This is a genomic window from Citrobacter amalonaticus (genome assembly GCF_018323885.1).
GTDB classification, from domain to species: Bacteria; Pseudomonadota; Gammaproteobacteria; order Enterobacterales; family Enterobacteriaceae; genus Citrobacter_A; species Citrobacter_A amalonaticus.
Window position 1 is genome coordinate 681653 of record NZ_AP024585.1, and the last position, 19929, is coordinate 701581.

General features: G+C 53.2%; 21 protein-coding genes and 1 tRNA gene. 3 read left to right on the forward strand and 19 right to left on the reverse strand.

Annotated elements, in window-relative coordinates:
* Position 1 precedes the first annotated feature (1 nt).
* From KI228_RS03345 to KI228_RS03365, 5 genes are all read right to left on the reverse strand, one after another.
* Positions 2 to 685 (reverse strand): fimbria/pilus periplasmic chaperone, encoded by a 684-nt coding sequence (locus KI228_RS03345; RefSeq protein ID WP_044265572.1) that lies wholly within the window; start codon positions 683 to 685, stop codon positions 2 to 4.
* A 111-nt stretch (positions 686 to 796) separates the two neighbouring features.
* The gene (locus tag KI228_RS03350; protein WP_044255791.1) at positions 797 to 1333 is read right to left on the reverse strand and encodes a fimbrial protein; all 537 of its coding nucleotides are present in this window, start codon (positions 1331 to 1333) and stop codon (positions 797 to 799) included.
* Between the two features lie 574 nt (positions 1334 to 1907).
* Positions 1908 to 2306 (reverse strand): DUF1090 domain-containing protein, encoded by a 399-nt coding sequence (locus tag KI228_RS03355; protein ID WP_044265575.1) that lies wholly within the window; start codon positions 2304 to 2306, stop codon positions 1908 to 1910.
* Positions 2307 to 2725: 419 nt separating this feature from the next.
* Positions 2726 to 3352 carry a serine O-acetyltransferase gene (locus KI228_RS03360; RefSeq protein ID WP_061070595.1) on the reverse strand — a complete coding sequence of 209 codons (627 nt, stop codon included), beginning with the start codon at positions 3350 to 3352 and terminating at the stop codon, positions 2726 to 2728.
* Positions 3353 to 3568: 216 nt separating this feature from the next.
* Positions 3569 to 3644: transfer RNA gene (locus KI228_RS03365), tRNA-Ile, on the reverse strand.
* A 125-nt stretch (positions 3645 to 3769) separates the two neighbouring features.
* Between KI228_RS03365 and mug the strand changes: the two genes are divergently transcribed.
* Positions 3770 to 4276, forward strand: coding sequence for a G/U mismatch-specific DNA glycosylase (mug, locus tag KI228_RS03370; RefSeq protein ID WP_044265577.1), 507 nt, complete (start codon positions 3770 to 3772; stop codon positions 4274 to 4276).
* 46 nt (positions 4277 to 4322) lie between these two features.
* Here mug and rpoD read toward each other — a convergent pair whose 3' ends face one another.
* The 3 genes from rpoD to rpsU all read right to left on the reverse strand — a co-directional run bounded on the left by rpoD (position 4323) and on the right by rpsU (position 8594).
* Entirely contained in the window at positions 4323 to 6167 is a 1845-nt protein-coding gene (rpoD, locus tag KI228_RS03375; protein WP_042998197.1) for an RNA polymerase sigma factor RpoD, read from the reverse strand.
* 233 nt (positions 6168 to 6400) lie between these two features.
* A complete protein-coding gene (dnaG, locus tag KI228_RS03380) occupies positions 6401 to 8146 on the reverse strand; it encodes a DNA primase (RefSeq protein WP_044265580.1) in 1746 nt (581 codons plus the stop codon).
* A 232-nt stretch (positions 8147 to 8378) separates the two neighbouring features.
* Positions 8379 to 8594, reverse strand: a complete 216-nt coding sequence (rpsU, locus tag KI228_RS03385) for a 30S ribosomal protein S21 (RefSeq protein WP_001144069.1) — start codon at positions 8592 to 8594, stop codon at positions 8379 to 8381.
* Between the two features lie 227 nt (positions 8595 to 8821).
* On the opposite strand from rpsU, the gene tsaD reads away from it, so the two are divergent.
* Entirely contained in the window at positions 8822 to 9835 is a 1014-nt protein-coding gene (gene tsaD / locus KI228_RS03390) for a tRNA (adenosine(37)-N6)-threonylcarbamoyltransferase complex transferase subunit TsaD (protein ID WP_042998195.1), read from the forward strand.
* Between the two features lie 123 nt (positions 9836 to 9958).
* Here the strand turns inward: tsaD and ureG are convergent, their stop codons facing one another.
* The 10 genes from ureG to ttdA all read right to left on the reverse strand — a co-directional run bounded on the left by ureG (position 9959) and on the right by ttdA (position 18039).
* On the reverse strand, positions 9959 to 10576 hold the full coding sequence (gene ureG / locus KI228_RS03395) for an urease accessory protein UreG (RefSeq protein WP_042324316.1): 618 nt from the start codon (positions 10574 to 10576) through the stop codon (positions 9959 to 9961).
* Between the two features lie 9 nt (positions 10577 to 10585).
* Positions 10586 to 11260 carry an urease accessory protein UreF gene (locus KI228_RS03400; protein ID WP_061070594.1) on the reverse strand — a complete coding sequence of 225 codons (675 nt, stop codon included), beginning with the start codon at positions 11258 to 11260 and terminating at the stop codon, positions 10586 to 10588.
* Positions 11260 to 11718, reverse strand: a complete 459-nt coding sequence (ureE, locus tag KI228_RS03405; RefSeq protein WP_042998193.1) for an urease accessory protein UreE — start codon at positions 11716 to 11718, stop codon at positions 11260 to 11262. Before ureE ends, KI228_RS03400 begins: the two co-directional genes overlap by 1 nt.
* A 9-nt stretch (positions 11719 to 11727) precedes the next feature.
* Positions 11728 to 13431: an urease subunit alpha gene (ureC, locus tag KI228_RS03410; protein WP_042998192.1), complete on the reverse strand. Its 1704-nt coding sequence runs from the start codon at positions 13429 to 13431 to the stop codon at positions 11728 to 11730.
* Positions 13424 to 13744 (reverse strand): urease subunit beta, encoded by a 321-nt coding sequence (locus tag KI228_RS03415; RefSeq protein WP_061070593.1) that lies wholly within the window; start codon positions 13742 to 13744, stop codon positions 13424 to 13426. Before KI228_RS03415 ends, ureC begins: the two co-directional genes overlap by 8 nt.
* A 9-nt stretch (positions 13745 to 13753) precedes the next feature.
* Entirely contained in the window at positions 13754 to 14056 is a 303-nt protein-coding gene (locus tag KI228_RS03420; protein WP_042998190.1) for an urease subunit gamma, read from the reverse strand.
* A gap of 9 nt (positions 14057 to 14065) precedes the next feature.
* On the reverse strand, positions 14066 to 14890 hold the full coding sequence (locus tag KI228_RS03425; protein WP_212807578.1) for an urease accessory protein UreD: 825 nt from the start codon (positions 14888 to 14890) through the stop codon (positions 14066 to 14068).
* Positions 14891 to 15013: 123 nt separating this feature from the next.
* Positions 15014 to 16477: an anion permease gene (locus KI228_RS03430; protein WP_044265585.1), complete on the reverse strand. Its 1464-nt coding sequence runs from the start codon at positions 16475 to 16477 to the stop codon at positions 15014 to 15016.
* Between the two features lie 48 nt (positions 16478 to 16525).
* Positions 16526 to 17131 carry a L(+)-tartrate dehydratase subunit beta gene (ttdB, locus tag KI228_RS03435; RefSeq protein ID WP_042324302.1) on the reverse strand — a complete coding sequence of 202 codons (606 nt, stop codon included), beginning with the start codon at positions 17129 to 17131 and terminating at the stop codon, positions 16526 to 16528.
* The gene (ttdA, locus tag KI228_RS03440) at positions 17128 to 18039 is read right to left on the reverse strand and encodes a L(+)-tartrate dehydratase subunit alpha (RefSeq protein WP_102948020.1); all 912 of its coding nucleotides are present in this window, start codon (positions 18037 to 18039) and stop codon (positions 17128 to 17130) included. Before ttdA ends, ttdB begins: the two co-directional genes overlap by 4 nt.
* Before the next feature lie 212 nt (positions 18040 to 18251).
* Between ttdA and ttdR the strand changes: the two genes are divergently transcribed.
* Complete coding sequence (gene ttdR / locus KI228_RS03445) at positions 18252 to 19184, forward strand: L-tartrate utilization transcriptional activator TtdR (RefSeq protein ID WP_042998188.1); 933 nt, start codon at positions 18252 to 18254, stop codon at positions 19182 to 19184.
* Between the two features lie 32 nt (positions 19185 to 19216).
* Here ttdR and plsY read toward each other — a convergent pair whose 3' ends face one another.
* Positions 19217 to 19834: a glycerol-3-phosphate 1-O-acyltransferase PlsY gene (plsY, locus tag KI228_RS03450; protein WP_042998187.1), complete on the reverse strand. Its 618-nt coding sequence runs from the start codon at positions 19832 to 19834 to the stop codon at positions 19217 to 19219.
* Positions 19835 to 19929 lie beyond the last annotated feature (95 nt).

The window sequence follows — 19929 nt, forward strand, 5'->3', positions numbered from 1 at the left end:
ATTAGAAATGTAGCGTTATCGCTTTAGTTTGTGCGCCGTAGTCATTAATTGTCTGAAATGTTATCTCTCCACTGCTGGCTGAGTCGTTTTTAATCTTTACGCTGTCTTTAGGCGGAACCATCAATGGATTTAAATGTCGGCCATTCACCGATAAATTCACCAACGTTAAAAAATAAGGTGAAGGATTGGTTAATTCTATTTCCCTTACATTTTTTTTAACACTTAACATAGCAGGCGCATCCTGCACTCTTGTCGTTAGCGTCTGCGGACGATAAAAGACCTTAATTCTGTTTGCCGATGCCAGTTGTAGAACATTTCCCCTTTTATCTTCATTTAAGGGTGGGACCGCTTTTACCGTCAACCAAAAGACACTCTCTTTATCTGTAGGCAACACAGGACCTGCATAAATTACGCGCAGCATTTTTTCGCTTTTGGGCTTAAGCACCGAGAGCGGTGGTGTGATGATAAAATCACTTGTCTTGTTGCCATGACTATCTTCAGCCCAGGGTTGAATAAGAAACGCCATATTCTCATTTGTGTTTCTTACGGAAAGAGAGACTTGCCTGGCCTCTGAAGGATAAACAAGACGGGTTACGCCAAGCCCGACGCCGCCGGCAAATGAAGAGCTGGTGGCGAGTAAGAGCAAAGACGCAGTTATAACTAGCAGTGAAAAAAACCTTTTCAAATTACGCTCCCTTTTACTGTAAGAAAAATATCTTTCAGACTGGCGGCTTGCTATTCAATTAAGGGCATAAATATGCCCTTAATTGATACTGAGGTTTTAAACAATGACAGATTAAGGATAAATCATGGTAAAAGTTGCCGTCGCATTTACATCGCCAGCCTCTGCCTGACCTAAAGCATAATATTTTGCAGTGAAGTTTAGAGTTGTTTCTCCAGTTGTTAAGCTGAATGGACTGGTCATTTCATCAAGCTTAATTTCATTGTTCTCGCTATCATATAATTTGATCCCAACCTGTTTTGCTGAGTTTCCATTATCAGTTAAAGATAATACCGTCGAGTCACCGGAAACGCTGTTGCCTGAGAAAAGAACCTGTACCGTGTTTGATGTATTAGTGTTACATTCTTCAAGGACGATTGGCACATCCGTAGGATTGGCCGTATCACCGACGACTTTCAGTCGGGTTGTGCTTACCGGTTCCATAGTAATTGTCTGGGTGCTGCTGCCAGCTGAGACGGTACAACTGGCATCGACAACTTTGCCCGTAAAATTAATTGTGCCACCGGTGACAGGAAGCGCATATGCAGTGGTTATTGCAAAGGTTAAAGCAGAGGAGGCGATTAATGTATGAAGAATGCTTTTTTTTACCATGGAATAATTCCTTTTTTAATTAATTCAATATAATGAAAATAGATGATTTAGATCAAAATTGATTAATTTTCTGCGGACAGCGATAGCTGCTCAGTGATTTTTTAAATCATATGACTTACTAAGTTCTCAGGACGTTGTTAACTAGTGAGAACTAACCTTGTCAATTATAAAATTAACTGTTGATGTATCTGGAATACTATTGAATAAGCACACTATGAAATAAAGGCTATGGCATTTCCTATGGTGGTTATAGTAAAGCAGTAAAAGGGGAATGAATATAAGACGCCTCTCGAGGTTGTCCGGAATAATCCTATTTTTAAGTGGTGCTGGCAGTAATTTATTAAAATATAAGGTGTTTATGGTGATTTTTTACAATTAATTAATCACAATGATTTAAAAATTATCACGATTACTCTTCGTAAAGCAGTTGATGCCCAGATTTTTAGGCGATAACGTTATTTCAGCGAAAGCAAAACCTTCCAGCTGAAGATATTCAGCCGTCAGATTTAGCGTTTACGATATCTTTCTCTTTGGCCTGGCCGTGGCGGAAGGGGGGCTCTCGCTGAAATAAAGGTTACCTCGACAACGCTGCCTGAACCTCAGTGAGTTCTTCTTGCGCTTGTTCAAGTTTTTTTCGTTTTTTGGCGATTTTCTTCGGATCCCCGGTTTGCTCTGCGTCTTTCAGTTCAAACTTTCGTTCACTGACTTTATGCTGCTTTTCTCTGATTTTCTGTTGACGATCTTTTCGCAAGGATTCATCAGTACAATGATCTTCGACTCTCCTGAGTGCTCTCTCTAATCCGTAAAGCCGATGGGTGTTGTGATGCGCTTTTGCATAGCTAATCTGCGTTTGAATGTTCTGTTTCTTGGCGCTACAGCCAGTCAGGTCTCCTGCAGTCACGTTTTGGGGAAAACACATTAGCAAAGGTATAGCAGCAAAGAATAGACCTGTATTTCCTTTAAAAAATAGCATTAAGCTGTCCCTTATTGTGTATAAATATTGTGGTGAATTATAAGGTTGTGAGCAAACAATTAAAATGAGATATATCTCGAGAATAATTTGACTATTTTACATAATACTATTGAGATAATTCTTTGATAATGGTTTTTGTTTTTTACTTATCGTGATTCAGAGAGTTCTGCGCGATATATATCGATTGGTTCACATAAAGCAATGCCGTTTTTTTATAAAAGGAGATGGTTTATTCAGGTTCTATGAAATCTGTTTTTGAATTACCCCGTTATCCAGACTATGCAGTCAGGGTTGCTGTCGGTACTGATGGCCGTGAGAGTATCAATCCTGATGCTGAAAGCCATTGATTTACTTGCAGAGTTGGCGTGGGCTGCGGGTAAATTTATGAAATCTTCTCAACTGAAATTTGTTCAGAGAAATTACAGCACTGTTTCTGCGGCACGAGGCGATACTTTTATCGCATTACTTGTGACAAATGGCTGCTTTTCCTGATATTCCGGCTGCGGTAGTTTGGATGTATACACTGGCGTGATCTTATTTTTATAAACGGTGTCGCTGGGGATGTTCTGAAGCACCAGTGAATGCGCTCCAATGGTGACATTGTTTCCGATCGTAACCTTGCCGCCCAGAATGGACGAGTTACAGCCAATATCAACATGATCACCAATGAGTATCATCGCGTCGGCACTGTCGGTGCGTAACCCTATGGTGATGCCTTGCTTCAGGTCGGCGAAATCACCAATCACGCAATTGTCAGTAATGACAATACCGTTCAGATGAGCAATGTTTAAACCCTTGCCGATTTTGCATGACAGAGAAATATCAACGCTGTGCCGGTACTTGAGGCGGTTTTCAATCCTGCGGGCAATGCGCTTTTTGAACTGACTATTCTGGCCATAGAGCCATGAAGCAATACGCCACCAGAACAGGAAGTGCTTCTTCTGGTTGCGTCGGGTACGAAGTAACGCTTTACGCCATGAAAAGGATTTGTCATGGCCAATGACTTCAAGGCGGATACATTCTTTCAGTTCATTGTACGAAGTCATATTGTCATCCTGACTAAAAATTTTTGGCAAATGAGATTGAAACAGTATGTAAAAAAAGCGCAAAGCGTTCAATCGTCATGGTTCGGTGAAGTGCTAACAACTAAGGGATAGATGACTGTGGGGGCAAGTGAGGGGACAAAAAGGGGACACTGACCACTGCCAACAAAAAAGCCACTCTTTCAAGTGGCTTAATTATATGATTTTAAAGCTAAAATTTGGTGGCCCCTGCTGGACTTGAACCAGCGACCAAGCGATTATGAGTCGCCTGCTCTAACCACTGAGCTAAGGGGCCGTGGCGGTGAATTATAAAGTAACTCCTGCGCGCAATCCAGCCATAACCGTACGTATGCTGTTTTATTAAACAACGTATTTTCAATCCGTTATACTTTTCTCATGACGTATCGTTGTGAGGTATTCATGGTAAAAGATATTTTAGCGCCGGGGCTGCGGGTCGTGTTCTGCGGCATCAATCCGGGGCTCTCTTCTGCCGGGACGGGGTTTCCGTTTGCGCATCCGGCAAACCGTTTCTGGAAAGTGATTCATCAGGCCGGTTTTACCGATCGCCAACTCAAACCGAAAGAAGCAGAACACTTGCTGGATTTTCGCTGTGGTGTGACCAAACTGGTCGACAGACCGACGGTGCAGGCTAATGAGGTTTCGCGTAAAGAACTGCATGATGGTGGGCGTCAACTGATTGCCAAAATTGAAGATTATCAACCGCATGCCCTGGCGATATTAGGTAAGCAGGCGTTTGAACAAGGCTTCAGCCAGCGCGGCGTAGAGTGGGGAAAGCAGAGCATAACGATTGGCGCAACGCAGGTGTGGGTGTTGCCGAATACCAGCGGACTGAGCCGTATTACCCTGGATAAACTGGTGGAAGCCTTCAGGGAACTGGATGAGGCGCTGATCGTGCGCGGAATGTAAAAAAAACGCCACCGGGAAGGTGGCGTTTGCAGTTTATGCGACGGGATTAATCGTCCAGGAAGCTACGCAGGACTTCAGAACGGCTCGGGTGACGCAGTTTACGCAGTGCCTTCGCTTCGATCTGACGGATACGTTCGCGGGTCACGTCGAACTGTTTACCTACTTCTTCCAGCGTGTGGTCGGTGTTCATATCGATACCGAAACGCATACGCAGGACTTTCGCTTCACGCGCGGTCAAACCGGCCAGTACGTCGTGTGTTGCTGCACGCAGGCTTTCGGTGGTCGCAGAATCCAGCGGCAGCTCGAGGGTAGTATCCTCGATGAAATCACCCAGATGCGAATCTTCATCGTCACCGATCGGGGTTTCCATGGAGATCGGCTCTTTAGCGATCTTCAGCACCTTACGGATCTTGTCTTCCGGCATCAGCATGCGCTCGGCCAGCTCTTCCGGCGTCGGCTCGCGACCCATCTCTTGCAGCATCTGGCGAGAGATACGGTTGAGTTTGTTGATTGTCTCAATCATATGCACCGGAATACGGATGGTGCGCGCCTGATCCGCGATAGAGCGGGTGATCGCCTGACGGATCCACCAGGTTGCGTAGGTGGAGAACTTGTAACCACGACGGTATTCGAACTTATCGACCGCTTTCATCAGACCGATGTTGCCTTCCTGAATCAGATCCAGGAACTGCAGACCACGGTTGGTGTATTTCTTGGCGATAGAGATAACCAGACGTAAGTTGGCTTCAACCATCTCTTTCTTCGCACGACGCGCTTTCGCTTCGCCGATGGACATACGACGGTTGATGTCTTTGACCTGCTCGATAGTCAGGCCGGTCTCTTCTTCAATCTGTTGCAGCTTCTGCAGGCCACGGTGAACGTCATCAGCCACATCGTGCAGTTTTTCGGACCACGGTTTGTTCATCGCGATAGCTGCGTTGAACCAGGTTTCACTGGTTTCGTTGCCGGTGAACAGGGTGATGAAGTTCTTCTTCGGCATTTTGCACTGCTCAACGCAGAGCTTCATGATCAGACGTTCCTGGGTACGAACCCTGTCCATCATGACGCGCATGCTGTTCACCAGGTAGTCGAACTGCTTCGGCACCAGACGGAACTGTTTGAACACTTCAGACAGCTTCAGGATCTCAGCCTGAGCATCGGCGTGGCTACGACCTTTCGCTTTGATGGTGTCACGCGTGACTTCGTACTGCGTACGCAGTTCACCGAACTTCTCGCGCGCCAGCTCAGGGTCGATGCTGTTGTCGTCATCGCTGCTGTCGTCGTCTTCTTCCTCGTCTTCGTCCTCGTCGTCATCCAGGTCTTCCTGAGACAACTCAGAGCCAACGTGAGTGGCGGTCGGCGCCAAATCTTCTTCCGCGTTCGGATCGACAAAACCGGTGATCAGATCGGACAGACGGGCTTCTTCAGCCTCAACACGATCGTACTGCTCAAGCAGATAGGTAATGGCTTCTGGATATTCGGCAACGGAGCACTGAACCTGGTTGATCCCGTCTTCGATGCGTTTCGCAATATCGATTTCGCCTTCGCGGGTCAACAGTTCAACGGTACCCATTTCACGCATGTACATGCGAACCGGGTCAGTGGTACGACCGATTTCTGACTCTACGCTGGACAGAACTTGCGCGGCCGCTTCTTCCGCGTCTTCGTCGGTACTGGTGGTGTTTTCAGCAAGTAGCAGATCATCGGCATCCGGTGCTTCTTCCATCACCTGAATACCCATGTCGTTGATCATTTGGATGATATCTTCAATCTGATCTGAATCGACGATATCTTCCGGCAGATGGTCATTGACCTCGGCATAGGTCAGATAGCCTTGCTCCTTACCACGGGTGACAAGAAGCTTCAGCTGTGACTGCGGGTTTTGCTCCATAAGACGGTATCCACACTTAATTCGTTTGATTAGCGTCAGCAAGCCGTTGCTGCCAACATTTAAAGCGAGGGCGTACTTATATTTGTGCCGCTGCCTCTCAGTGCGGCTGTCGGGGGCTTCCCGATCGCTATTCGGCACTTAAGCCGTTAAATAGTTCACCCTTCAAGTTGTCTCTGCGCTAGCGGCGTTCTCTTGCTGCCTTGATACAACTCGAATGATTTTGTCTGCTTCAGTTATTTCTTCGCCAGTTCCTGGTTCAATGTCCAGAGTTCCCGGCGTTCTTCGTTGCTTAAACCGTGTGTGCGCTCGCGGGCAATTAGCTCTTCCTGGCGCAGCTCAAGCATCGAATCAAACATATGGTTGAGTGAGTCGGTGAAGGTTTTTTCAGCAATATCCTTATCTGCTATATCGTCCCACATCGACAGTTTTTCAAGGGTGGCCGCATCATTTGTGCCACGATAGTGTTCTAAAAGCTGTCCGGTAGTCAGCCCGGGCTGGGACAAACACGTGTTGACCAGTTCGGCAAATAAACCAAGTCCGGGCAGTTTATTCTGATCCAGACCGCTTAACGGCGGCACCAGCGGTGCCAGTTCCGGATTTTGCACCAGCAGTCCTATCAGTATACGCATGGTCGTGCGTTTTAGCTGCGGAGCGGGTCGGGAAGCCCCACTTTCAGACAATTTTGGCATCAATCGTTCAAGTTGGCTGTCATCCAGAATGCCAAGCTTGTTTCCCAATTCCTGGCGCAGATAAATGCGCAGCGTTTCACCCGGTACCTGTGTGATGAGCGGCAGCGCCAGCGTACTCAACTGCGCACGCCCGTCTGGAGTGCTCAGGTCCACCTGTGGCAGCAGGCTATTAAACAAAAACGCGGAGAGCGGCAGGGCCTGCTCCATCCGGGCTTCGAATGCCTCTTTCCCCTCTTTCCGCACCAGCGTATCGGGGTCTTCGCCATCAGGTAAAAACATAAAGCGTAGCTGACGACCATCTGTCATGTACGGCAAAGCGGTTTCCAGCGCGCGCCAGGCGGCGTCTCGTCCTGCCCGGTCACCGTCATAACAGCATATGACGTTGTTCGTGGCGCGGAACAGGAGCTGGATATGATCGGCGGTAGTTGAAGTACCCAGCGAAGCCACGGCATAGTTAATGCCATACTGCGCCAGCGCCACCACATCCATATAGCCTTCCACTACTAACAGACGTTGCGGATCGGCGTTATCCTGCTGCGCTTCATAAAGGCCATACAGCTGGCGGCCCTTATGGAAAATATCGGTTTCCGGGGAGTTAAGGTACTTCGGCAGGGCATCACCCAGCACACGACCACCAAAACCTATCACCCGGCCACGCTTGTCGCGGATGGGGAACATCACCCGTTCGCGGAAGCGATCGTAACTGCGTCCCTGATCGTTGGTGACCAACATGCCCGCATCCACCAGTGACTGGCGATTTTCGCTATTGCCGCCAAACCGTTTCAGGACGTTGTCCCAACCGGGGGGCGCAAAGCCAATAGCAAAACGCGCGATCACTTCACTACTGAGTCCTCGCTTTTCCAGATACTGGCGCGCAGGGGTAGCGGCGGGTTGCATCAGAGATTGCTGATAAAACGTGTTCAGGCCATCCATCAGTTGATAAAGGCTTTGCCGTTGATGGCGCTCTATCTGGCTGGGACCTGTGCCTGCTTCAAACGGGACGTCAAGATTATGCATGGCCGCCAGTTCTTCGACGGTTTCCACGAACTCGAGCTTGTCGTAGTTCATCAGGAAGTCGATGACGTTGCCGTGCGCACCGCATCCGAAGCAGTGATAAAACTGTTTTTCACCGTTTACGGTGAAAGAGGGGGTTTTTTCGTTATGGAACGGACAGCACGCATGATAATTCTTGCCCTGCTTTTTCAGCTTTACCCGCGCGTCGATGAGATCGACGATGTCGGTTCGTGCCAGCAGGTCATTGATAAATACGCGTGGGATTCGTCCAGCCATATGCCCCGTTTATTTTTTATGACTCATATACACAAAATCATTCAGGTTGCATCAAGGCGGCAAAAGAGCGAATCCTCAGGAACGTACATCAGTACGTGACTGGGGTGAGCGAGCGCAGAGGCAGCTTGAATGATGACGTATATAAACGAAAATAAGCCGCGCATTCCTTTCGGAAGCACGGCCTTACAACTACAACTCGGTCTGAATCGAGAGCCTCAGCCCCCGACAGAGATTAGTACAGACGAGTGCGGCGTGCGTTTTCGCGAGCCAGTTTCTTCGCGTGACGTTTCACAGCAGAAGCTTTAGCGCGTTTACGTTCGGTAGTCGGTTTTTCATAGAACTCACGACGACGAACTTCCGCCAGAACGCCTGCTTTCTCGCAGGAACGCTTGAAGCGACGCAGTGCTACGTCGAACGGCTCGTTTTCACGTACTTTAATTACCGGCATGTAACTCTCACCTTTAATAAATTCGGTTTGCTGCTGGCATCAGCGCCAGCTTATTTCAAAATGGTGCGGAATTTTACTGCAATTGCTGCTGCTTTGTAAAGCACCGATGCGATTTTGAAAGGGACTTTTATAAGGGGGGAGAGTATACACGAAATCGGGAGTGAGGGTATACATCTACCCGCATTCGACCTACACTGCGCGGTATTAAAGTGAGGTAGAAACAAGTCATGCGTGTACTGGGAATTGAAACATCCTGCGATGAAACCGGCATCGCCATTTACGACGACGAAAAAGGTCTGTTAGCCAACCAATTGTATAGTCAGGTGAAATTACATGCTGACTACGGCGGGGTCGTGCCTGAACTGGCCTCCCGCGATCATGTCCGCAAAACGGTGCCGTTGATCCAGGCGGCGCTGAAAGAGGCGGGACTGAGTGCAAAAGAGATTGATGCGGTGGCGTATACCGCAGGGCCGGGTCTGGTTGGCGCGCTGCTGGTCGGTGCAACCGTCGGTCGTTCTCTGGCGTTTGCGTGGAATGTGCCCGCTATCCCCGTACACCACATGGAAGGACATCTGCTGGCGCCAATGCTGGAAGATAACCCGCCGGAATTCCCCTTCGTGGCGCTGTTGGTGTCGGGGGGACATACCCAGCTTATCAGCGTGACTGGTGTCGGACAGTATGAACTGTTGGGTGAGTCGATTGATGATGCCGCCGGTGAAGCGTTCGATAAAACCGCCAAACTGCTGGGGCTTGACTATCCAGGCGGCCCGATGCTGTCGAAAATGGCGTCGCAGGGCACCGCTGGACGTTTTGTTTTCCCACGGCCCATGACCGATCGCCCGGGGCTGGATTTCAGCTTCTCAGGGCTGAAAACCTTTGCGGCGAATACTATCCGCAATAACGGCGGCGATGATCAAACCCGTGCTGATATCGCCCGGGCGTTTGAAGACGCGGTGGTGGATACGCTGATGATCAAGTGTAAACGTGCGCTGGATCAGACCGGCTTTAAGCGTCTGGTGATGGCAGGCGGCGTCAGCGCCAACCGCACGCTGCGCGCGAAGCTGGCGGAGATGATGCAAAAACGTCGTGGTGAGGTGTTTTATGCCCGTCCGGAATTTTGCACCGATAACGGGGCGATGATTGCCTATGCCGGTATGGTGCGCTTTAAAGCGGGCGCCACGGCGGATCTCGGCGTGACCGTGCGTCCACGCTGGCCGTTGGCGGAACTGCCAGCAGCTTAAGTAGGGTTTGTCCTGCCCGGTGGCGCTACGCTTACCGGGCCTACAAATCTATTCTCTGCATTTACCGGATCGACAAGACCGCAGGCCGGGTCAGGCGAAGCCGCCACTCAGCAATACACCGCATTACACCCGCAACATTCCTCTGTCTTCCAGAAACGCAATAATCGTCGCCAGACCGTCACCCGATTTCAAATTGGTAAATGTCCACGGGCGCTCGCCGCGCATGCGCAACGTATCGCGCTCCATCACCTCCAGCGACGCGCCGACATAGGGGGCGAGATCGGTTTTGTTGATCACCAGGAAATCCGATTTGGTGATCCCTGGTCCGCCCTTGCGCGGGATCTTTTCCCCTTCGGCGACGTCGATCACATAGATCGTCAGATCCGCCAGCTCCGGGCTGAAGGTAGCACTCAGGTTGTCGCCGCCGCTCTCTACAAAAATCAAATCCAGATTGCCAAATTTTTCGCTTAATGCTTCCACCGCGGCCAGATTCATCGAGGCGTCTTCGCGGATGGCGGTGTGCGGACAGCCGCCGGTTTCTACACCGACAATACGTTCCGGCGCCAGTGCGCCCGCTTCGGTGAGAATCCGCTGATCCTCTTTGGTGTAGATATCGTTGGTGACCACCGCCAGTTGCCAGCGATCGCGCATTGCTTTGCATAACGCTTCCAGCAGGGCGGTTTTACCGGAACCGACCGGGCCGCCTACGCCAACGCGCAGGGGATGTTTGTACTCACTCATTGTCTCTCCTCAGGAGCGAAATAAACGGCAATATTGGGTTTCATGGCGTGCAGAGGCGATGGCCGCCAGCGGCGTGGCGGAACCCAGACGGTCGTCCGGACACGCCAGCGCTTGCGCCATGCCTTTGGCGTATTGCGCGCAAAGTGAAATAATCAGCCGTTGCGCGGCCTGTTGGCCAAACGGCACCAGCTTGACGCCGGCCATCACGGCGCTCTCGATCCAGCTGTAGCCGAGCGTTAACGCCAGGTCATGCAGCGGAATGCGCCACTGCACGCCGAGCCAGGCCATACCGCAGAGCTGACTGTCGGCAAAACGTGCGCGCCATTGCTGCGGGCACTCTGGCTGCCAGTCGACCACCAGTCGGGTGAGCGCGACACCCCGGCTACGTTCTTCTTCCCGCAGCTCGCGGGTTTCCCTGCAGGCCAGCAGATACGCGCTCCAGCGGCGTGCGGCGTCAATATCATCCTGCTCACAGGCGTGATACAGACGGGCAAACAGCGGCAGGTCGACGGTGAAAACGTTATTTTCCATCTGTCGGGTTTGCCAGCATTCGAAGGTGTCCACGCTGTTCACCCAGCCGGTTTCAACCGCCCACTCCAGCCCCTGGGACCAGGTAAACGAGCCCACCGGCAGGCTGCTGCTGGCGAGTTGCAGCAAACGCAACTGCTGTTGTGCGTCACGCATCAGTGCGCATGGCTGTGGTGATGGCCGTGGGATTCACCGGCATACGCCCCGGCCTCGGGCTCAAACGGCAGATGGGCAAAGGTCACCTCTAACCTGAACTGGCGCAGCATGGTGTCCAGAACGTGATCGTGGTGATAGCGCAGTTCGTCCGGCAAAATTTGCAATGGGACGTGACGGTTGCCGAGGTGGTAGCAGGCTTTCGCAAGCAGGAACGGATCGGTGCAACGCACCACCGATACCGCTTCGCTGGCAGCGATAATTTCTACCACCTCCGTGCCATCTTCAGTGCTCAGGCAATCACCGCCGCGCAGCAGCAAGCCTCGGGGCAGCATCAGCCCCGCCTCACGCCCGTCATTGAGCTGTACTTTCGCCCGGCTCTTCACGCGGATATCAATCGGCAGCGTCAGCGTGGCGGTGATGTGCGCTGGGGTGTCAACGCGTTGCGTCAATAACAGCATCTCGGCTCCTCAAAATAAAAAGTAACGTTGCGCCATCGGCAGAACGTCAGCGGGGTCGCTGGTAATGAGTTCGCCGTCGATGCGGACCTCGTAGGTCTGGGCATCCACGGTGATAGTCGGTTGCAGGCTGTTGTGGATCATGTCGGCTTTTTTCACCGTCCGGCAGCCTTTCACCACGGCGGTTTGGCTTTGCAAATTGAGCTGCTGTGCGACACCGTTTTCCACCGCCGCCTGCGACAGAAAGGTCAACCGGGAATGATGACGCGCCGCGCCGAGCGCGCCAAACATCATGCGGTAATGCACCGGTTGCGGCGTGGGGATGGAAGCATTGATGTCCCCCATTGGTGCGCAGGCGATCATGCCGCCTTTCACGATCGTTGCAGGCTTTACGCCGAAAAAGGCCGGTGACCAGAGCACCAGATCCGCCAGCTTTCCGGCTTCAATGGAGCCGACTTCGTGAGCGATACCGTGGGTCAGTGCCGGGTTAATGGTGTACTTGGCGATATAGCGCTTCACGCGCAGATTATCGTTCTCCCCCGTCTCCTCGGCCAAGGGACCGCGCTGAACCTTCATCCGGTGCGCCACCTGCCAGGTGCGCAGGATCACTTCTCCCACGCGCCCCATCGCCTGTGAATCCGATGAGGTCAGAGAAAACGCGCCAATATCGTGTAACACATCTTCGGCGGCGATGGTCTCCCGACGGATCCGTGATTCGGCAAAGGCCACGTCTTCGGCAATATCCGGATCGAGATGGTGGCAAACCATCAGCATGTCGAGGTGTTCATCAATGGTATTGACGGTATAGGGCAGCGTCGGGTTAGTAGAGGAGGGCAGGATATTCGGGTGCGCGCAGGCGGTGATGATATCAGGCGCATGCCCGCCGCCGGCCCCTTCGGTGTGAAAGGTGTGGATGGTACGATCGCCAATCGCCGCCAGCGTATCTTCGACAAAGCCTGACTCGTTCAGAGTATCGCTGTGCAGCGCCACCTGAATGTCCATCTCATCGGCCACGGTTAGCGCGCAGTCGATAGCCGCAGGCGTCGCGCCCCAGTCTTCGTGAATTTTCAGGCCGATGGCACCGGCGGCAACCTGCTCGCGCAGTGCATCGGGGTGGGAGCCATTGCCTTTGCCCAGCAGACCGATATTGACGGGCAGCGTATCCGCCGCCTGTAGCATCCGGGCGATGTACCACGGCCCCGGCGTACAGGTGGTGGCGTTGGTGCCAGCTGCCGGTCCGGTACCGCCGCCAATCATTGTCGTCACGCCGGAGACCAGCGCCTCTTCCGCCTGTTGCGGGCAGATCCAGTGAATATGGGTATCCACGCCGCCTGCGGTCACGATCTTGCCTTCACCGGCGATCGCTTCGGTGGCGACGCCGATCGGGATCGTTACGTCAGGCTGAATATCCGGATTCCCGGCTTTGCCGATGGCAAAGATCCTGCCGTCTTTAATGCCGATATCCGCTTTGATGATCCCCCAGTGATCGACGATCAGCGCGTTGGTGATCACCAGGTCCACGCATTCCTGAGACGGCATCTGTCCCTGGCCCATGCCATCGCGGATCACTTTGCCGCCGCCGAATTTCACCTCTTCGCCATAGGTGGTGAGGTCGTTTTCCACTTCGATCCACAGATCCGTGTCCGCCAGACGCACTTTATCGCCGGTGGTCGGGCCGAACATGTCGGCGTAAGCCTGCCGGGAAATCTCAGCCATGCTTCACCTCCAGCGCACCCATGACGTCGCCGCGAAAGCCAACAATACGCTGTGCGCCCGCCACTCGAACCAGTTCGACTTCTCGCTTTTGGCCCGGTTCAAAACGTACCGCCGTTCCCGCCGGAATATTCAGCCGAAAACCCAGCGCGGATTCGCGGGAAAAGCGAAGCGCCGGGTTGACCTCGTAAAAGTGGTAGTGCGATCCCACCTGAATAGGGCGATCGCCATGGTTTTCTATCACGATCGTGCGCGTTTCGCGCCCTACGTTGATCGCAATGTTTCCCGCTGCGATCCGGTATTCGCCTGGAATCATGGGTTCTCCTTAGACGATCGGGCTGTGAACGGTGACCAGCTTCGAACCGTCTGGAAAGGTCGCTTCCACCTGGATGTCCGGGATCATTTCCGGAACGCCTTCCATCACCTGCTCACGGTTCAGAACGTGGCGGCCATCTTCCATCAACGAGGCGACGCTTTTACCGTCGCGCGCGCCTTCCATGATGAATGCGCTGATGAGCGCCACCGATTCCGGGTAGTTCAGTTTCAGACCCCGCGCCAGTCGGCGTTCTGCGACCAGCGCGGCGGTAAAGAGCAACAGTTTGTCTTTTTCTCTGGGGGTCAGTTCCATAAGCGTCTCTCAGGTTTGCCAGATGCGCGGCAGGTGCGGTGGTTTTTGGGTTAACAGCGGGCGTAAAAACTGCCAGATTTCGCGCATGACGCGCTGAACAATCAGGTTGTCGTCAGCCAGAAAACGAACCGTCAGCAGTGAGTCGACGAGCGTTGCCCCGGCATAATCACCGAGCGGAGCAAGACGTTCCCGCGCACCGTCGAGCATCTGTTCCGTAGCCGGATAGCAGAGCAGGGTACCGCACCACGGCTGGCTGGCGATGGCCGAGAGATCCCCATCCCTCAGCGTCAGGCGTTCAATGAGCAGCGGCTGCCCGTCGCGCCAGATCTCCAGACGGTTATGCAGCGTGCCGTGGCTGAACGTTTCTTGCATAACCGGTCGCCCGAGGCAGAGCAGATCCCAGCCCAGCAGGCGGCTTTCAGCGGTGAGATGAAATACGGAGCGGAGGCTGGCGTTAGCGCCGGGGAACAGGATCGTATCCTGCGGCAGCCATTCCAGCGTCGCGTTTGGGGCCAGCGTGAACGTCTGATGCAGGCACGCCTGTGGGCCTGCGCTACGATAAAACTTACCCGCGCCGGGCATGGTGATTAATACGTGACTGTTTTCGTCCAGCGTGACGGAAATGTGCAGCTCATCACCGCCGACAATTCCGCCGGGCGGGTGGAGTAAATAGAGGTGGCAAACATCGTCTTGCGGATAAAATGGCCGTTGAACCGTCAGGGGACCGACGTGGCGTGCGTGCGTGAGCACCGTTTTGTGCGCGGTATGGCTAAACCGCAGGTCGAGTACGGCCTGCCAGCCCCGTGTCGGTGTCTTGTGCGCAAGGGTTTCCAGAGCGTTTCCCTTCTCAGCGTGAGGGTGTTTGCATAGCAAAAAGTATGCCTCAGCGCGGCGGGAAAACGGTCATATGAGACGCTTATGGAAAAAAGGGGCGACAGCCCTGCCGCCCCAACGGGGTTAAAGCAAAACGAGAGGCATCCAGATAAGCCCGGTCGCCAGCAGCAGCACCAGGAAAATCAGGCCGAAAATTGCCCCCAGCCGCCAGTAATCCACGGTCGGCAGATAACCGCTGCCATAGTAGATAGGGCTTGGTCCGGTCGCATACGGAGTGAGAATGCTGCCCAGACCAATAGCCGCACCGACCATCAGGCAGAAGACCGGTAAGGGAATTTCCGGCATCGCCAGCGCGGCGGCGATCATCATCGGTGCCAGCGCGGACGTATACGCCGTGGCGCTGGCAAAGAAGTAACGCAATAGCCAGAACACCACGATCAGCGCGATCATCACCATCACCGGTGAGTAGCCGCTCAATCCGCTCGCCAGCAGTTTTCCAAACCAGGTGATAAAGCCGGTGTTGTTCAGTCCGGTTGCGAGAGTGATAAGTGAGGCCAACCAGAAGAAGACGTTCCACGCCGATTTATTACTGACGATGTCATCCCAGGAGATGATGCGCAGCACCAGCATCAGGGCAACGACGCTGTAACCGACCATCGCGGCATCGATGTAGTCCCCTCCGAAGATCCACAGCACCAGGGCGCCTACCATCAACATCAGCATCTTTTTCTCACGCGAGCAGAGCGGCCCCATCTCTTTGAGTTCCGATTCCGCCCAGCGTGGCACCTGATCGCCCGACTTCAGCACGGGCGGATATAGCACATAGGCGAGCCACGGCACCAACAGAACCAGCAGAATGCTCAGCGGCAGCATGCCTAAGAACCAGTCGCCCCAGCTCAGCGCCGTATGGGACGCGGTCTTCATCAGACCAATCAGCAGCAGGTTCGGTGCCATCGCCGTCAGGAAAATGGCGCTGGTCACGCAGTCGGCGGTGATCCCCATCCACATAATATAAGAACCAATGGAACGGGCGCTGGGATCGTTGGGTTTTGAGTTATAGAGCGGCGGCAGGTTGCGGATAATCGGGTAGATGATCCCTGCGCCGCGTGCGGAGTTAGACGGTGTAACGGGAGCAAGAATCAGCTCGGAGAACATCACCGCGTAGCCGAGAAACAGCGTGCGGTGCCCCATTTTTTTCACCAGCATCAGCGCGATACGCCGACCGAGGCCGGTTTTTTCATAGCCGGTGCCAAACATGAAGGCGGCGAAAATCAACCAGATCACCGAGTTAGAAAAACCAGAAACTGCCCACGAGAGCGCTTTGGACGTAAATTTGAATCCGTCCTGGGCGAGTTGTTCGGGGCTGAACAAAAGCCACGGCGAGAGAACCGCGATAATTGATATCCCAATCATCGCCACGACTGCGCCGGGTACCGGTTCCAGAATGAGTCCCACGATAACCCCGGTAAAGACCGCAAAGTAGAGCCAGGTGTGGCTCTCAAGACCGGTGGGGACGGGCAAAACAGCAATAATGGCGATGACCACCAGCGGAGCCAGATATCGCCACCAACCAGATAAAGGTGCCATTGTCGTATCCCTGCGAAAGAGGGAGAGGCCGAGGCCTCTCCGGAAGGGTTATTTGATGTAATGCACGTGTTCGCAGATTTCGTCGACGATGGGACCGCGACGTTCGGCGAACTGTTTTTTGTTTTCGGCGATCAGGTTGTTGCCGTGGGTGTCGATAGAGACAATCAGCGGACCGAACTCTTTCACCCGGCAAACCCACAGCGATTCCGGCATACCGAGCTCCATCCAGTGCACTTCTTCGATCTCTTCCACTTGAGTGGCTGCCAGCACCGCGCAGCCTGCCGGGAAGATCACGTGTAGCGCCTTGAACTTCTGGCAACCTTCTTCCGTTAGCGGCCCCATGCCGCCTTTACCCACCACCAGTTTGACACCCGTCTGCTCAATGAACTCTTTTTCAAAGGCTTCCATGCGCATGCTGGTGGTGGGGCCGACGGAGACCATCTCCCATTTTTCACCGTTCTTACGCACGATCGGTCCGGCATGGAAAATCGCTTTACCGTTGAGGTCGTAGGGGATCGGGCGCTTTAGTTCGATCAGGCGGCGGTGGCAGACGTCGCGGCAGGTCACCAGCGTACCGGTCAGATAGATCACATCGCCAACGCGGATGTCTTCCAGGTCTTCGGCTTTGATCGGGGTTGTGAGGATCTTTTTCATAACGCGCTCCGGGTGTGAGACAGGTTTTCGAAGGAGAGGTCAGAATGGACCAGCAGCGTACCGCGACGGTGCGCCCAGCAGCCGGTAGAGACAGCGACGCCAATGGTCGACGGGTGACGCGCGGCGGATTCAATATGCACGCCCATCACCGAACTGTTGCCGGTGAGCCCCTGCGGGCCAATGCCCAGCCGGTTCAACCCTTCTTCCAGACGCAATTCAAGCTCTGCCGCTTTGGGGTTCGGATGGCGGGTGCCGATCGGACGCAGTACCGCTTTACGGGACAGCACGGCGGCGGTTTCAACGGAGGTGGCGATCCCCACACCGACCAGCACCGGCGGGCAGGCGTTGACGGCCAGCGTCGAGATGTTTTCAAAGACGAACTTCACCACGCCTTCGTAGCCTTCGGAAGGCATCAGCACTTTGGAGCGCCCCGGCAACGTGCAGCCGCCGCCGGCCATGTAAACTTCAATTTCCGCGTCTTCGCCATCAGGGACAATGTCCCATGTCACCCACGGTACGCCGCTACCGGTGTTTTTACCGGTATTCACTTCGTCAAAAATTTCTACCGCGTTGTGGCGCAGCGGCGCTTTCACCGTGGCGTCTTCCACCGCTTGCTTGAGAATGCTTTGCAACTCACCCAATAGCGGGAAACGGGAGCCAACCTTCACGAAGAACATGATCTCACCGGTGTCCTGGCAAGCCGGACGGTTAAGATCGATAGCCTTCTGCATGTTGTCGAACATCGTGTGGTAGATGATTTGCCCCATCTTTGAGGTTTCGGCATCCCGTAGCTGTTTTAATTTGTCCACCACATCGTCGGGCATGCGCGTGGAAATCATGGCGGTAAAATTGGCGACTATTTCCGTCAGCGTATTAACCGCATTTTGATTATTTTTATTGCTCATCATGTCAACTCCAGTTCTTTTATTTGTCTGGAAATAAATTCTCCCTCACAAACTACCATTGAATGTGTGGTTTTATATTATTTGCCACTGTGTATATGCAATTAACAGTTCGTGAATGATGCTGAAGAAAGATGATGAAAATTGAGCAAAGGCAGAGATTAACCTTAGATTGCGAATTACACTTCAGGTATCAATTATCATGGACACCCCGAAAAATGCTCAAAAACTGGCCCTTAGCCAAAGACCTTCAGGTGCTGGTGGAAATCGTCCATACGGGCAGTTTTAGCGCCGCAGCATGCGCCCTCGGACAAACGCCTGCCTTTGTGACGAAGCGGATCCAGATTCTGGAAACTACGCTCGGCACTACGCTGCTTAACCGCTCGGCGCGCGGGGTGGCGCTGACGGAAAGCGGTCAGCGTTGTTATGAACAGGCACTGGTGATCCTGACGCAATATCAGCGCCTGATTGATGATGTGACGCAAATCAAAACGCGCCCGGAAGGGATGATTCGTATTGGCTGTAGCTTCGGATTTGGCCGCAGTCATATTGCACCTGCGATTACCGAATTGATGCGCAATTATCCTGAGTTACAGGTCCATTTTGAACTCTTCGATCGGCAAATTGATTTGGTTCAGGATAATATCGATCTCGATATTCGTATTAACGATGAGATCCCGGATTATTATATTGCGCATTTGTTAACAAAGAATAAAAGAATATTGTGTGCCTCCCCAGAATATTTACAAAAATATCCTGAACCCAAAACCTTGCAGGAATTAAGTCACCATGATTGCCTGGTGACAAAAGAGCGTGACATGACGCACGGAATATGGGAACTGGGAAATGGCACGACGAAAAAATCGGTCAAAGTGAGCGGGCATCTCTCTTCCAACAGCGGTGAAGTCGTTCTGCAATGGGCGCTGGAGGGCAAAGGCATCATGTTGCGTTCAGAGTGGGATGTGCAGCCGTTTCTGGTAAGCGGCAAACTGGTGCGAGTGTTGCCGGAATATGCGCAGAGCGCCAACATCTGGGCGGTATATCAGGAACCACTGTACCGCAGCGTGAAGCTCAGAGTCTGTGTGGAGTTTCTGGCAGCATGGTGCCAGCAGCGCTTAGGCAAGCCGGACGAGGGCTATCAGGTGCTGTAGGCCGGGCTGGACAACGCCATTTCCGGCCAACTTCACTCGGGATCTTTCTCGCGTCTCTTGCGCAGTTTGGTCCAGATTTTCGTTTCCTGGCGGCGCCACAGGCGCTGGATGTTGTCATGATGGCGCAGCAAAATCAGGCACGACAGCATGGAGACCGGGAAGGTGAACTGCGGTTTGAACCACCAGACATAGAACGGGGCAATCAGCGCGCTGACGATCGCTCCCAGCGATGAATAGCCGCTTAACAGAACGGTGAGCAACCAGGTGCCCGCCATTACGCCGGTGAGATCCCAACCGATAGGCGCGATAGCGCCAAAGGCTGTTGCCACGCCTTTTCCTCCTTTGAAGCCAAAGAAGACTGGCCAGATATGCCCCAGACAGGCGGCGATGGCGATAAGACCCAACCAGAACGGGCTAACGCCCAGCGCATACGCGCCCCAGACGGGCAACATCCCTTTCAGGACGTCGAAAATCAGGACCGCTGCGGCTGCTCCCTTGCCACCGATTCGTAACACATTGGTCGCGCCAGGGTTGCCGGAGCCGCTGCTACGCGGATCGGGCAAGCCAGCAATGCGGCAGACCAGAATGGCACTGGAAATAGAGCCGCAGAGGTACGCGAAGAGGATCATTCCAGGCGCGATTGCACTCATAAGCTGTTCCGTTTTGAAAATGTCGTGTAAAACGCTACTTCTGTGGATAATACGCATATTTCGCCGGAAGTGGTATCCGGGTTAGCCAAAAAGCA

Bases quoted from the DNA above. Each gene is read 5' to 3' on its own strand.
- dnaG (WP_044265580.1), bottom strand. From the start codon at position 8,146: ATGGCTGGACGAATCCCACGCGTATTTATCAATGACCTGCTGGCACGA.
- KI228_RS03430 (WP_044265585.1), bottom strand. From the start codon at position 16,477: ATGGCACCTTTATCTGGTTGGTGGCGATATCTGGCTCCGCTGGTGGTC.
- mug (WP_044265577.1), top strand. From the start codon at position 3,770: ATGGTAAAAGATATTTTAGCGCCGGGGCTGCGGGTCGTGTTCTGCGGC.
- KI228_RS03360 (WP_061070595.1), bottom strand. From the start codon at position 3,352: ATGACTTCGTACAATGAACTGAAAGAATGTATCCGCCTTGAAGTCATT.
- KI228_RS03355 (WP_044265575.1), bottom strand. From the start codon at position 2,306: ATGCTATTTTTTAAAGGAAATACAGGTCTATTCTTTGCTGCTATACCT.
- KI228_RS03420 (WP_042998190.1), bottom strand. From the start codon at position 14,056: ATGGAACTGACCCCCAGAGAAAAAGACAAACTGTTGCTCTTTACCGCC.
- tsaD (WP_042998195.1), top strand. From the start codon at position 8,822: ATGCGTGTACTGGGAATTGAAACATCCTGCGATGAAACCGGCATCGCC.
- rpoD (WP_042998197.1), bottom strand. From the start codon at position 6,167: ATGGAGCAAAACCCGCAGTCACAGCTGAAGCTTCTTGTCACCCGTGGT.
- KI228_RS03400 (WP_061070594.1), bottom strand. From the start codon at position 11,260: ATGCGTGACGCACAACAGCAGTTGCGTTTGCTGCAACTCGCCAGCAGC.
- ttdB (WP_042324302.1), bottom strand. From the start codon at position 17,131: ATGAAAAAGATCCTCACAACCCCGATCAAAGCCGAAGACCTGGAAGAC.
- ureC (WP_042998192.1), bottom strand. From the start codon at position 13,431: ATGGCTGAGATTTCCCGGCAGGCTTACGCCGACATGTTCGGCCCGACC.
- ureG (WP_042324316.1), bottom strand. From the start codon at position 10,576: ATGAGTGAGTACAAACATCCCCTGCGCGTTGGCGTAGGCGGCCCGGTC.
- KI228_RS03350 (WP_044255791.1), bottom strand. From the start codon at position 1,333: ATGGTAAAAAAAAGCATTCTTCATACATTAATCGCCTCCTCTGCTTTA.
- ttdA (WP_102948020.1), bottom strand. From the start codon at position 18,039: ATGATGAGCAATAAAAATAATCAAAATGCGGTTAATACGCTGACGGAA.
- KI228_RS03415 (WP_061070593.1), bottom strand. From the start codon at position 13,744: ATGATTCCAGGCGAATACCGGATCGCAGCGGGAAACATTGCGATCAAC.
- ttdR (WP_042998188.1), top strand. From the start codon at position 18,252: ATGCTCAAAAACTGGCCCTTAGCCAAAGACCTTCAGGTGCTGGTGGAA.
- plsY (WP_042998187.1), bottom strand. From the start codon at position 19,834: ATGAGTGCAATCGCGCCTGGAATGATCCTCTTCGCGTACCTCTGCGGC.
- rpsU (WP_001144069.1), bottom strand. From the start codon at position 8,594: ATGCCGGTAATTAAAGTACGTGAAAACGAGCCGTTCGACGTAGCACTG.
- ureE (WP_042998193.1), bottom strand. From the start codon at position 11,718: ATGCTGTTATTGACGCAACGCGTTGACACCCCAGCGCACATCACCGCC.